The organism is Tardiphaga sp. 866_E4_N1_4 (assembly GCF_052076075.1).
GTDB classification, from domain to species: Bacteria; Pseudomonadota; Alphaproteobacteria; order Rhizobiales; family Xanthobacteraceae; genus Tardiphaga; species Tardiphaga robiniae.
Genome location: NZ_CP197242.1, coordinates 6296619 through 6309314, shown reverse-complemented (window position 1 = coordinate 6309314; position 12696 = coordinate 6296619). Strand labels below are relative to the sequence as shown.

General features: G+C 62.2%; 10 protein-coding genes and 1 other RNA gene. 2 read left to right on the top strand and 9 right to left on the bottom strand.

Going from position 1 to position 12696, the window contains the following annotated elements:
• Positions 1–86: 86 nt before the first annotated feature.
• From AB8B20_RS30310 to rsmH, 3 genes are read right to left on the bottom strand one after another with little or no spacing between them, the layout of a single operon-like run.
• Positions 87–1850, bottom strand: coding sequence for a peptidoglycan D,D-transpeptidase FtsI family protein (locus AB8B20_RS30310; RefSeq protein ID WP_439070812.1), 1764 nt, complete (start codon positions 1848–1850; stop codon positions 87–89).
• Positions 1847–2227 (bottom strand): cell division protein FtsL, encoded by a 381-nt coding sequence (ftsL, locus tag AB8B20_RS30305; protein ID WP_089267351.1) that lies wholly within the window; start codon positions 2225–2227, stop codon positions 1847–1849. Before ftsL ends, AB8B20_RS30310 begins: the two co-directional genes overlap by 4 nt.
• A gap of 2 nt (positions 2228–2229) precedes the next feature.
• Positions 2230–3225, bottom strand: a complete 996-nt coding sequence (gene rsmH, locus AB8B20_RS30300) for a 16S rRNA (cytosine(1402)-N(4))-methyltransferase RsmH (protein WP_439070811.1) — start codon at positions 3223–3225, stop codon at positions 2230–2232.
• A 512-nt stretch (positions 3226–3737) separates the two neighbouring features.
• Here rsmH and AB8B20_RS30295 point away from each other — a divergent pair.
• On the top strand, positions 3738–4589 hold the full coding sequence (locus AB8B20_RS30295; RefSeq protein ID WP_439070810.1) for an N-acetylmuramoyl-L-alanine amidase: 852 nt from the start codon (positions 3738–3740) through the stop codon (positions 4587–4589).
• On the opposite strand, the gene AB8B20_RS30290 is transcribed toward AB8B20_RS30295, so the two are convergent.
• Positions 4586–5845 carry an RNA polymerase sigma factor gene (locus tag AB8B20_RS30290; RefSeq protein ID WP_439070809.1) on the bottom strand — a complete coding sequence of 420 codons (1260 nt, stop codon included), beginning with the start codon at positions 5843–5845 and terminating at the stop codon, positions 4586–4588. The two genes, AB8B20_RS30295 and AB8B20_RS30290, sit on opposite strands and share 4 nt — an antisense overlap.
• A 4-nt stretch (positions 5846–5849) precedes the next feature.
• Positions 5850–6200: a YciI family protein gene (locus tag AB8B20_RS30285; protein ID WP_439070808.1), complete on the bottom strand. Its 351-nt coding sequence runs from the start codon at positions 6198–6200 to the stop codon at positions 5850–5852.
• A gap of 199 nt (positions 6201–6399) precedes the next feature.
• Here AB8B20_RS30285 and rnpB point away from each other — a divergent pair.
• Positions 6400–6834, top strand: an RNA gene (gene rnpB / locus AB8B20_RS30280) — RNase P RNA component class A.
• 80 nt (positions 6835–6914) lie between these two features.
• Here rnpB and AB8B20_RS30275 read toward each other — a convergent pair.
• The 4 genes from AB8B20_RS30275 to AB8B20_RS30260 all read right to left on the bottom strand — a co-directional run bounded on the left by AB8B20_RS30275 (position 6915) and on the right by AB8B20_RS30260 (position 12695).
• Entirely contained in the window at positions 6915–7643 is a 729-nt protein-coding gene (locus AB8B20_RS30275) for an alpha/beta hydrolase (RefSeq protein WP_068732308.1), read from the bottom strand.
• A 95-nt stretch (positions 7644–7738) separates the two neighbouring features.
• Positions 7739–8698: a helix-turn-helix domain-containing protein gene (locus AB8B20_RS30270; protein ID WP_439070807.1), complete on the bottom strand. Its 960-nt coding sequence runs from the start codon at positions 8696–8698 to the stop codon at positions 7739–7741.
• 209 nt (positions 8699–8907) lie between these two features.
• The gene (locus tag AB8B20_RS30265; protein ID WP_439070806.1) at positions 8908–10710 is read right to left on the bottom strand and encodes an ABC transporter ATP-binding protein; all 1803 of its coding nucleotides are present in this window, start codon (positions 10708–10710) and stop codon (positions 8908–8910) included.
• A 401-nt stretch (positions 10711–11111) separates the two neighbouring features.
• Complete coding sequence (locus AB8B20_RS30260; protein ID WP_439070805.1) at positions 11112–12695, bottom strand: DHA2 family efflux MFS transporter permease subunit; 1584 nt, start codon at positions 12693–12695, stop codon at positions 11112–11114.
• Position 12696 lies beyond the last annotated feature (1 nt).

Here is a 12696-nt window from a genome sequence, read left to right as displayed (position 1 = left end):
CGGGCAGGCCAGATCGAGTGACACATCGGGTTCCGCAACGCCACGCAAACCGCATTTTGCACCGGCTGTAAAGCGCAGATGCGGCGTTACTGAGTCACCTTGGATGTCGCAAGAATAAGGCGGTCGGACGGCGCCAGATCGAAGCGCGGCTCAAGCCCCAAAAGCGGCGCGATACGGGCGATCACATTGCCCCCCGTCGGCACCGCATTCCAGCCCGAGGTGATGAAACCATGGGTTTCCGGCAGCGCCTTCGGCTCGTCCAGCATCACCAGAACCTGGAATTGCGGATTGTCCATCGGCAGCACGGCGGTAAAGGAATTCAGCACCTGCTTCTTGGAATAGCGGCCGTTGACGACCTTCTCGGCCGTACCGGTCTTGCCACCGAGATAGTAACCCTTGGCCCTGGCTTCGGCCTGCCGCGCCGAACCGGTCTCGGCATTCAGGCGCATCATGTAACGCACCTTGTCGCTGGTCTCTTTCTTGATGACGCGCTTGCCGATCTCCCGCGCTTCCTCTTCGGTGCGCTTCAGGAAGGTCGGCGGGATCAGCAACCCGCCATTGATCATCGCATTGACGCCCATCACCGCCTGCAGCGGCGCCACGGCCATACCGTGACCGAATGCGATGGTGATGGTGTTCAGTTCACCCCAACGTTTCGGCACGATCGGCATCGCGCTTTCCGGCAGTTCGGTGCGCAGGCGATCAAGCTGGCCGACTTTCTTCAGGAACGCCTTGTGCGCTTCCACGCCCTGCCCGAGCGCGATCTTCGCAGCACCGACGTTTGACGAAAAAGTGAAGACTTCGGTGAGCGAGATCGGACGCGGCACCGGATGGGTGTCGTGGATCTTGAACTTGCCGTAGCTGAGCGGATAGCGCGCGTCATACATCGTATTGAGATTGGCCTTGCCGCTGTCGAGCGCCATCGCCAGCGTCAGCGTCTTGAAGGTCGAGCCCATTTCATAGACGCCGGTGGTCAGGCGATTGATGCGGTCCGGATCGTGCGCTTCCTTCGGATTGTTCGGATCGAAGTCAGGCAGCGAGACCATGGCGACGATCTCGCCGGTCTTCACGTTCGACACCAGACCCGACGCCGCCTTGGCGCTGTACTTCGCCTTGGCCTTGAGCAGTTCATCACGCAGCGCATGTTCGACGCGCAGGTCGACGGCGAGCTCGACCGGCTTCTGCAGACGGTCGGATGCGAAGCCCGCGCGATGCAGATCCGCGAGGCCATTGCTGTCGAGCCATTTCTCGATGCCGGCGATGCCCTGATTGTCGATATTGGTCAGGCCGATCAGATGCGAGACCGCCGCTCCGCTCGGATAGACGCGCTTGTTCTCGCGCAGGAAGCCGATGCCCGGAATGCCGAGGCGATGAATGTCGCGCTGCTGCTGCGGCGTGATCTCGCGCTTCAGCCAGGCAAAGCCCTTCTTGCTCATGATCCGCTCGCGCACTTCGGCGCCGTCGAGATCGGGCAATGCGCCAGTGAGCAATTCGACCGCTTCGTCCTTGTCGATGATGCGGCGTGGCTCGGAGAACAGCGACGGCGACTTGACGTCGGTCGCCAGGATCGCGCCGTTGCGGTCGACGATATCGGGACGTGCGGTCGCGATAGCGTCACGCGTGGAGCGGCGCTCCGCATGGGTGTCGCCGTTGACGGCGAACATGATCAGGCGCACGGCAATGATGCCGTACACGCCGCCGAACGCGATCATCGCAAGACCGACGCGCGCGCGTGCCTTCGCCGCACGATCGACGTTGCGTCCGTAGAGCAGACTGCGGATCAGACGCTGGCGCCAGGGCTCCGGCGGCCGGGCGATTGGTTTGTTCGGGTCGAGTTGCGGGCCTGTCACTGCGGATCCTCCGGCGCCGGCAGCGAACCGGTCACGATATCCGGATCGATGGTGTGGATCATCGCGCCGATCGGATCTGGCTCACCGGGCTTGGCAAAGTTCGGCGGCCGATCCGGCAGATTCTTCATCGTGTCGAATTGCTGCGCCGTCACCGGCTGCAGCTTGAGATGACGTTCAGCCAGACCCTGCAGCCGCATCGGCGCATCCAGCTTGGCCCATTCGGCACGCAGCGACGCGATCGCATCGCGCTGTTCGCGAATATCGGCATGCAGGCGCAGCACCTTCTCGGTGCGCACCGTGGATTCCATCTTGATGCGATAGACATAGGCGGCGGCGAAGACGAGAACGGCGATGACGAGAAGGTGGATGATCCGCACGGTCAGCCTCCCCTCATCACAGAGGCAAGCGTCGGCCAGCCCGGCAACGGGCCGGCATCCTGCGCCGGCGCATCGGTGCGTTCGGCGCCGCGCAGTTTCGCGGAGCGTGCGCGCGGATTGGCCTTGAGCTCTTCATCACCCGCAATGATCGGACGCTTGTTGACGAGCGAGAAACGCGGCTTCGACTGCGCGACCTCCGGCAGATGCCGCGAACCACCACCGGTCTTGCTGCGCTCGGTCATGAAATTCTTGACGATGCGGTCTTCCAGCGAATGGAACGAGACCACCGACAGCCGGCCGCCCGGCTTCAGCACGCGCTCGGCGGCGGCGAGCGCGGTGTGGAGTTCGTCGAGTTCCGCATTGACGAAGATGCGCAGCGCCTGGAATGTCCGCGTCGCCGGATGGATTTCGCCGGGCTTGGCCCACACGACTTTCTGCACGATATCGACGAGCTGCTTCGTCGTCTCGATGTCAGCTTCCTTGCGCGCCGCGACGATCGCGCGCGCAACAGAGCGGGAGTGCCGCTCCTCGCCGAAGATATAGATGATATTGGCAAGATCGGCCTCGGAGGCCTTCGCCACCACATCGGCCGCGGTCGGCCCGTGCTGGCTCATGCGCATGTCGAGCGGGCCGTCGAAACGGAACGAGAAGCCGCGTTCGGCCTGATCGATCTGCATCGACGAGACGCCGACATCCATCACGACGCCATCGACCAGCGGCTCGCCCTGCGCAGCACACACATCGGCGAGATTGGAGAAGCGATCCTCCACCAGCGTGAGCCGGCCGTCGGACGCGTCGACCAGATCGAAACCGCCGGCGATGGCGGTCCGGTCGCGATCAATGCCGATGACGCGGGTTCCCTCGGTCGCGAGAATGGCGCGGGAATAGCCGCCTGCGCCGAATGTGGCATCGACATAGATGCCACCGGCGCGCGGGCTCAGCATGTCGACGGCTTCGACGCCGAGAACTGAGATATGTCTTGTATCGGGCGTGCTCATGCGCGCGCCGGCCGGAGGCGTGCAGACAGCGCGTTCCGTTCCTTCGCATCGAGGCGCAAAATCAAACTGGACACGAACAGGCCCATGTCGCCTCAACTGTCGGCGCGCCGCCTGGCTTTTCCTCCTGAAAAGCCCGGTCGCCGCGCGATTGCGGGTTCCATTCGACGCACCACCCGCGTTTGGCGCGGGAAAGGCCGGACGTCCGCATGGATTTGTCGGGATTGCCATGGGATTTGAACGTCAAAATGGAACTTTGGCCGCCCTTTTCAGGTTGGCTCTTCACCACTCAGTAACGGCACTTAGCGTTAAGAAAGCGTTGATGGGTTGGAGAGCAGTTGATCAATTGCAAGTGCCGGTTTCATCGTAGTGCTGATGCTTTAAGCCCACAGTGGATAAAAATGGGGCAAAACTGTCATGCAGTCGTTGCATAGCAAGGTGCCGGTCGAGGATAGTACGCGCCTGCGGCACAACCGATATGTGTCGCTGTTCTCGTGACTGATTTGAGTTTTCTGATGGCTTCACCTACGTCCGCACCCGCTGGATCCGAATCCAAGCGTCAACGCGCCCTCCCGATTCCCAAGGGCGCCGCGGACATGCCGACCTTTACCCCGGATTCATCCGTCGTTTCCGACGTGATCCCGTCGCCGAATTTCGGTGAGCGTAACAAGGGCCTCGTGCCCGACATGATCGTGCTGCACTATACCGGCATGCCCGATCCGGAAGGCGCGATCGCGCGCCTGTGCAGCGCGGGCACCGATGTCTCTGCGCATTACATCGTGCTCGAGGACGGCCGCATCGTGCAGACGGTGCCGGAAGCCAAGCGAGCCTGGCACGCCGGCGTCGGTTTCTGGGCCGGCGAAGAGGACATCAATTCCTGCTCGATCGGCATCGAGATCATCAATCGCGGTCATGACTGGGGCTATCCGGATTTTCCGAGCCGGCAGATCGCCGCCGTCACCGCGCTATGCCGCGGCATCATGCTGCGTCATGACCTGCAGCCGCATCGCGTGCTCGGCCATTCCGACGTCTCGCCCTCGCGCAAGAAGGATCCCGGCGAAAAATTCCCGTGGCACTCGCTGGCCAATTCGGGCGTCGGACACTGGGTGATGCCGGCGCCGATCGTGCGCGGCGAAACTATGAAACTCGGCACTGCAGGCGACGACGTACTGGCGCTGCAGCATGCATTGGCGCGCTATGGCTACGGCATCGAGACCGATGGCCAGTACAATGCCCCGACCATGGAAGTGGTCACCGCCTTCCAGCGCCATTTCCGTCCCGAGCGCGTCGATGGTCTCGTCGATCACTCGACGCTGACCACGCTGCAGGCCCTGCTCGCCAGCCTGCCCAGCGAAGCGTCAGCCTAGATCTCCGGATCGGTCATCTCGTCCAGCTCAGCCAATCGCCGCGCGTAAAGCCGGCGCAGTGGCTCAAGTTGTGTGGCCGCACTGGCCCGATGATACGCATCGCGGGCGGCATCGCGCCGGCCAAGACGGCGCAACAGGTCGGCGCGCACGGCCGGCAACAGATCGTAGCCGTCGAGTCCGCCCCTCGCCTGCAATGCGTCGACCAGATTCAGGGCACGCAGCGGACCATCGACCATCGCCACCGCGGCGGCATGGTTGAGCTCGATCACCGGCGATGGCCTGATCCGCAGCAGGACTTCGTAGAGTCCGGCGATCTGCGGCCAGTCGGTGGCTTGATAGCTTGGCGCCTGCGCATGCAGCGCGGCGATCGCGGCTTGCACTACGTAGTCATCGGGTCGGCCCGGAGCGTGCAACGCGTCCTCGACCAGCCGCAATCCCTCGACAATCTGTTGGTGATCCCACAGCGACCGATCCTGCGCTTCCAGCAGCACGATATCGCCATCCGCCGTCGCACGACCGGAGCGGCGCGCGTCGTGCAGCAGCATCAGCGCCAGCAGGCCTTTGACCTCGCGTCGCTGCGGCAGCAGCGCATCAAGCAAACGAGCCAGCCGGATTGCTTCCCGCGCCAGGTCCGGCCGCATCAGATCGTCACCTGACGTGGCAACGTAGCCTTCGGTGAAAACCAGATAGATCACGGCCAACACGCCGCGCAGGCGCTGCTCGAGCGCATCTCGCGCAGGCACTTCATAGGGAATTCCGGCGATGCGGATCTTCTGTTTGGCTCGGACCAGACGCTGCGCCATGGCGTCTTCGCCGATCAGAAACGCCCGTGCCACCTGAGCGGTGCTCAATCCACAGACGGTTCGCAGCGTCAGCATCACCTGCACCTCCACGGCGAAAGCCGGATGGCAGCAGATGAAAATCAGCCGCAACATGTCGTCGTCGAGAACCGCGTCATCACAGCGATCGTCATTTGCGCACGCATTCAGCAACAGCTCGTGCGTCACCTGTTGCTGCTTGCCGCGAAACGAGACCAGACGCCTGACACGGTCGATCGCCTTGTTGCGGCCGACATTAACAAGCCACGCACGCGGGTTTGCCGGCGGCTCAGCGGTTGGCCATTTTTCAAGCGCAACCGCGAAGGCATCCTGCAACGCATCTTCAGCCAAATCGAAATCGCCGACGAGGCGGATCAGCGTCGCCAGCGCGCGACCCGCCTCGTTGCGAAAGATCCTGTCGATTTCGGCCAGCGTCATGGTGTCAGTTATAGACCCAGATCGGCCGCACCTCGATCGAACCGACCCGCGCACTGGGAATCCGCGCCGCAATCGCCAGTGCGGCATCGAGATCCTTGGCGTCGACCAGATAGTAACCAGCGAGCTGTTCGCGCGTCTCGGCGAACGGACCATCGGTGGTGAGCATCTTGCCGTCGCGCACCTGCACCGTGGTCGCTGTGGTCGTCGGTTGCAGCCGGTCACCGGCCTTGAAATTGCCGCTCTGGACGATGGACTGGGTGAACGCGCCATATTCCTCAAGCATCTTCTTGCCTGTGACGGCGTCCATTTTCGCGTATTCGGCTTCGTTCTGGTAGATCATCAGCAGATACTGCATTGCGTTCTCTCCTCTTGAGCGGCGCATTCGCCGTGACATGGGCATGATCGGGTCCGAAAACTGGTTGCCACTTTCCGGGATCATGCGGTCAGTCGAACGAACCGGCAGCAGAACGACATCTTCAGGATAATTTATTTTGGCAAAGACTGCGCGCGTTCCTGGCTTGACGCCACGGCCCTGAGCCTCCATGCCTGTGCCGTCAGTCGGCTGGACGGCCGCTCCCGCTACGGTCGAAAGGCTGCGGGAGAGGAAAGTCCGGGCTCCATCGACATACGGTGCCGGATAACGTCCGGCGGGGGTGACCCCAGGGAAAGTGCCACAGAGAACGAACCGCCTCGCCTCCCTCCGCAAGGAGTTGGTGCGGTAAGGGTGAAAAGGTGCGGTAAGAGCGCACCGCGTATCCGGCAACGGAAACGGCATGGCAAACCACACCGGGAGCAAAACCGAATAGGGACGGCAAAGCAGTCAGTTCGCTCACCTTGAGCGATAACACTGCGGGGCAATGTCTTGCTCGCTGTCCGGGTAGGTTGCTTGAGGCCATAGGCAACTATGGTCCCAGAGGAATGGCCGTCACGTATCGCCGGTGCAAATCGGCGATGCCCTACAGAACCCGGCTTACAGGCCGGCTGATAATTTTCTGAACAACGAAGGGCCCGGCGCAAAACGCCGGGCCCTTCGCCAGTTCTGGCGCCGGTGACCGCACATAAATCTGCTTCAGTCCCGTCCTGCCTGAATGATCGCCTCTGCGAGGCGTGCAGGATTGCTGAAGAACATTTCATGGCTGCCCGGACATTCGACCAGTCGAAACAGACCAAGACGTTCGGATAGTCGCGGATGCCATGGCAGGCTGTGTGGCAGCGCAATGTCCTGCTGACAGTTCACGTAGGATTTCCCGACCGCAAGTTCGGCGAGAGGCTTGCTCAGCGAAATCTTGTCGGTGAATGTCTTGTAGGGATGCGGATTGAGTTGCTCATAGGCTGACTTCGCCAGTCCGAAATCGGCATCGTTGATGAAAGCGTCGCGCCAGATTTCGAACGGCAGCATCACCGCGTTGTTGTTGGCGGCAGCGATGGAATCGAACAGGCCAAGGTAATGCGGCGGCACCATGTCGTTGAGCGACTGTCCGTCCAGCGGAACGAAGGCGTTGACATAGACCAGCCGCTTGATGCGTTCTGCCATACGGTCCGCGACGCCCGAAATCACCATGCCGCCATAGCTGTGTCCGACAAGGCGTATGTCCCGCAGATTTTCTTTCTCGATATAATCAGCGATCGAAGCGATAGCCTGCGCAAGCCCAACTGTGCTGCGGTCGTCATTCGCGTTGTTGCCAGCGACCGTCGGGCAATGAACGACATGCCCGCTCGCCCGCAGATGACCGGCGACCGCGTCCATCTCCTGTCCCGTGTGCCAGGCGCCGTGAACCAGGACGTATAGATCTGCCATGCAATCCTCCCGATGTTTCCCGGACATTCATAATCACCGACATGCCGGGCAGATGGCCGGATTGTGCCAGCCCAATCGACGATTTGCGTCACAGGCTATCGTCGGCGCCTGAACTCGCCGGGTGTCACCCCCAGATATTTGCGGCACTGGCGGATAAAATGTGATGGATCTGTCAGGCCGACCTTCTGCCCGATGCCACCGATACTCACACGATCGAAGCGCGGCTCGGCCAACATCTTGAGGGCCATCGACATGCGGCAATCGGCGAGCAGCCCGCTAAAGGTCACGGACGCGCTGGCGAGACCGCGATGCAGCGTGCGCTCCGAGATTTGCAGTTGCGCAGCAATCGACGCTGCAGTGAGGCCGGGCTCGGCATAGCGTTCGCGCAGAGCGCGACGAATCCGATCAATCAGCGCGGCCGTGCCGGAGGTCTCCGCCGGCGACTGCGTCACATCGCCTTCCAGTGTCAGAGCCAGCAGGGCTCCCAATTGATCGACGAGGAGAGGCGCCGGCAGCGGACTGCGAACGGCCAATTCCGGTGACCATTGCCGGACGAAGCCGCTCAGTGCCAGTCCCCAGCCAGACTGTCCATCAATCACCCGGCCAAGATGCTGCTCGGGCGCGGTAAGCCAGCGCTCGACCCATCCCATCGGCAGCTCCAGCGAAATCGTGTCCGACGTCACCGGAAAATGAAATTCATAGGGGCGCCGCGAATCCACCAGAAGAAGATCATGGGGGCCCAACATCGCGGTTCTCTCGCATTGCGTGGCCGACCAGTTCCGGTCGGTCTTGCAAAGCAGATAGTAAAAATTGGACTGGCCGCGCGCGATGGCGCGTCTGGTGCGATAGACATGCTGGGGATCGCCTCGAACTTGATTGACCCCAATCACATCGAGCTGCCCGCGCTGTAGTTCAGACGCAAAGCTCGCGGGCGCGAGGCTGGCGATATCCATCTCCAGAAAGCCTTCGCAGACAGCGGAAATCCAGTAATCCAGCCGTCGTTCCGGCTCGACGAGAGCAGTCGACCATGTCTGAATGTCCGGCGAGCAATCCATCGTCGAGCCCCAATACGGTCTATACTGGTCGCAGGATCGACAGAGTGTTGCGCAAAGCAGGAACTGTCAACGAGATCCGATTTTGCGACGACGGGCGCCACCGCGCGAGCGTCGCCACAATCGGTTCGCCCCACGGGGGGACGAAGGCATTGACGACATGCGCCGAAATGCGAACGAGGGCCAACGGCGGCCCCCGTTCCTTCCTGATATCATTCCGCCGCGGCGGTGCGATCGAGATCCAGCACCTGACGCTCGAACAGACCGCGATAGATGCCACCCGGTCGCGCTGTGAGCGTGGCATGGGTGCCCTCTTCCGCGATGTGCCCGTGATCGAACACCAGAATGCGATCGAGGCTGCGCACCGTCGACAGGCGATGCGCGATCACGATCGATGTGCGGCCTTTCATCAGCCGCTCCATCGCCTCCTGGATCAACGCCTCCGACTCTGAATCAAGGCTCGATGTCGCCTCGTCCAGAATCAGCACCGGTGCGTCCGCCAGGAATGCACGCGCCAGCGCGACACGCTGCCGCTCGCCGCCCGACAGTTTCACACCGCGCTCACCGACCAGCGTGCCGTAGCCTTTCGGCAGCCGGGTGATGAAGTCATGCGCATTCGCCAGTCGCGCCGCCTGTTCAATCGCTGCCATGCTGGCGCCGGGCCGGCCATAGGCGATGTTGTCCGCCAGCGAACGGTGAAACAGGATCGGATCCTGCTGCACGATCGCAATCTGGCTGCGCAGCGATTCCTGCGTGACATCGGCGATGTTCTGGCCGTCGATCATGATCTGGCCACCCGACACATCGTAAAGCCGCTGGATCAGCTTCACGAAGGTCGTCTTGCCGGAGCCTGAACGCCCAACCAGACCGACGCGTTCGCCGGCGCGGATGTCGACCGACAGCCCGTCATAGAGCGGCGTGGCATGACCGCCATAGTGGAACGTCACGTCGTCGAACAGGATGCGCCCGCCGGTGATCGCAATCGGCTGCGCATCCGGCGCATCGGCGATGCCGAGCGCGACATCATGAATCGCGACAAGCTCCTCCATGTCGTTCACCGAACGCTGCAGGTTGTTGATGTGCATGCCGACATCACGCAGATAGCCGTGGATCACGACATAGCTCGTCAGCACATAGGTGACATCGCCTGCCGTGGCCTGACCTTGCAGCCACAGCCACAACGCACCGCCGATCACCGCCGTGCGCACGCAGAGCAGCACTGCGAGCTGCACCGTGCTCGTGGTGTTGTAGCGATACCATGTGCGCGCCACGCGCACGCGCCAGCGGCCGATCACCTGCCCCAGCCGACCGTCCTCACGGCTTTCCGCGCCGAACGATTTCACAACGGCGTTACAGGTCAGGGCATCCGCCAGCGTACCGCCGACCTTGGTGTCCCATGCATTCGACACGCGCGCGGCCGGCGCGATGTAACGCGTGGAGAACCACACGGTCATCGCGATATAGGCCACCGTACCGACAGCGATCACACCGCCCAGCGCCGGCCAGTGCCAGCCGAGCAGCAGCATCGAGCCAAGCAACACCACCAGCGACGGCAGCAGCGCCATCAACAGCGTGTCGTTGAGCAGATCGACCGCCCACATTCCGCGCGTGACCTTGCGCACCGTGGAGCCCGCAAAGCTGTTGGCGTGCCAGTCGGTCGAGAAACGCTGCACGCGCGCGAAAGCCTCGCGCGACAGATCCGACATGATGCGCAGCGTGAACGGAACGATGGCGTGGATGCCGAGCAGCCGCAGCAGCATCGACGTCGCGCCAAGCGCCACGATGGCGCCAAAGGCTGTGAATGCCGCCTGCCGGGCCGCCGGATCGGCGCCGCCTTTGGTGACGGCATCGACCAGTTGCCCGGAGAACAGGGGCATGAACAGATCGGCCACCGTTGCGCCGAGCAGACCGACAGCAACTGTCGCCGCGCGTCCGGGATGCCGGAACCAATGCCGGATCACGAAAGGGATCACCACGCGGATGGCGGCGGCGCGGTCCTTCGATTTCAGAGTCATGACTTCATCCGGCAGCGCCCCTGCGCAGACCGGCTCCATGGTTTGACGCGCAACGGCCAGACCGAGCGCGAGCGTCCTAAAAGTACAGAAACGGGAAAGATCAGGATGGTCGGGACATCAGGCCCGACCGGCAGAGGCGGAACCGGGGCTCAACGAGCCCGCATAAACCCGCATGCGTGCACCGAACCGAGAATTCCGGAGAGCAGATCAATCGACTTCATGCAGACTCTCCCTCGGGTTCGAGCAATGGAAGGTAGTTTTATAGATGTGCCGCCGACTTTTGGCAACATGATGGCCAGGACCAATCGCTGATTGGCGATAGAACCGCTCCAGCCGCTCTGGCTTTTTGTTTTGACGCGTTTTCTTGACGCGAACCGGCATCCACTTCGCTCGAAAACGCTCTAGTGTCCGCCGCCTGCAGCCGCGGGATTGCTGGGCTTGTTCAGCAGCATCACCATGAGGCTGAGACCGACATAGAACACCGACAGCGCGAAGAACGCATCGCCAAAGCTCATCACGACGGCCTGACGATGCACGATCTGCGACAGCTGCTTCATCGCCATGCGCGAGGCGTCGCCCATGCCCTGGAACTTCTGGGTGAACATGTTCAGCGTTTCGACGGCCTTGGCGTTGCCCCAAGTCACCTTGTCGTGCAGCCGCGTGATGTGGAAGTCGGTGCGGTGATCGAGCACGGTGTTGATCAGCGCGAGGCCGAGTGCGCCGCCAAGATTGCGCGTCAGGTTGAACAGGCCGGAGGCGTTCTTCAGCATCTGCGGCGCCAGCGTGCCCAACGCAATGTTATTGATCGGCACCATGGCCATCATCATGCCGATGCCGCGCAGGATTTGCGGCAGCAGCAATTCGTAGAAATCGAAATCGCGCGTCACCCATGTCATCTGCCATGTGCCGGCAGCGAACAGCACCAATCCCGTCATGATGAGATAGCGCATGTCGATTTTCTGCATCAGACGCGCCACCAGCGGCGCCGTCAGGAACATCGCAACGCCCGAGACGAACATGGTCTCACCGATCATCAGCGCACTGTAGCCACGAATTTCGGCGAGATAGCGCGGATAGAGATAGGTCAGGCCGTAGAGGCCGATGCCGACGCAGAACGAGAACAGACAGCCCAGCGCGAAATTACGATCCGTGAAAGCGCGGATGTCGACGATCGGTTCTTTCGCCGTCAACACGCGCCAGAAAAACGCCACGCAGCTCACAACGCAGACAACGGCAAAGATCGCGATCGAGGTGTCGCCGAACCAGTCGTTACGCGGCCCCTCTTCCAGCACATATTCCAGCGAACCGAGGAAACCCGCCATGAAGCCGAGGCCCCACCAGTCGAAATGATCGAGCAGTTCGAAATGCGGCTCGTCGAAATCCACCAGGGCGAGCACGCCGATGGTGATGCCGATACCGGGGACCACGTTGATGAAGAACAGCCAGTGCCATGACAGCGCATCGGTGATGTAACCGCCCACCGTCGGGCCGATGGTCGGCGCCAGCGTCGCGACGAGGCCGATGATCGGGCCGACGATGTGGAATTTGGAGCGCGGAAACACCGTATAGGCCGAGGCGAACACCGTCGGGATCATGCCGGCGCCAAGGAAGCCCTGGATCGCGCGCCACAGGATCATCTGCTCGATCGACGAGGTGAAGCCGCACATCAGGCTGGCGAAGGTGAATCCGGCGGCCGAGATCGCAAACAACAGCCGCGTGCCGAGGGCGCGCGACAAAAAGCCGGACAGCGGAATCGCGATCACTTCCGCGATCAGATAGGCGGTCTGCACCCAGGAGACTTCGCTGGACGACGCGGACAATCCGGCCTGGATTTCAGACAGCGATGCCGAGACGATCTGAATGTCCAGGATCGACATGAACATGCCGAACACCATGATCAGAAACGCGATCAGGCGTTTCGGCGCGACATAGTCCGCAGCCGGAGCGGCCGGCGGTGCGCCTGACACGGTGGTGGTCGTGGACATC

Excerpts from the sequence above, each read along its gene's own strand:
- AB8B20_RS30270 (WP_439070807.1), bottom strand. The coding sequence starts at position 8,698 with ATGGATTGCTCGCCGGACATTCAGACATGGTCGACTGCTCTCGTCGAG.
- AB8B20_RS30295 (WP_439070810.1), top strand. The coding sequence starts at position 3,738 with ATGGCTTCACCTACGTCCGCACCCGCTGGATCCGAATCCAAGCGTCAA.
- AB8B20_RS30265 (WP_439070806.1), bottom strand. The coding sequence starts at position 10,710 with ATGACTCTGAAATCGAAGGACCGCGCCGCCGCCATCCGCGTGGTGATC.
- rsmH (WP_439070811.1), bottom strand. The coding sequence starts at position 3,225 with ATGAGCACGCCCGATACAAGACATATCTCAGTTCTCGGCGTCGAAGCC.
- AB8B20_RS30285 (WP_439070808.1), bottom strand. The coding sequence starts at position 6,200 with ATGCAGTATCTGCTGATGATCTACCAGAACGAAGCCGAATACGCGAAA.
- AB8B20_RS30290 (WP_439070809.1), bottom strand. The coding sequence starts at position 5,845 with ATGACGCTGGCCGAAATCGACAGGATCTTTCGCAACGAGGCGGGTCGC.
- AB8B20_RS30260 (WP_439070805.1), bottom strand. The coding sequence starts at position 12,695 with ATGTCCACGACCACCACCGTGTCAGGCGCACCGCCGGCCGCTCCGGCT.
- AB8B20_RS30275 (WP_068732308.1), bottom strand. The coding sequence starts at position 7,643 with ATGGCAGATCTATACGTCCTGGTTCACGGCGCCTGGCACACGGGACAG.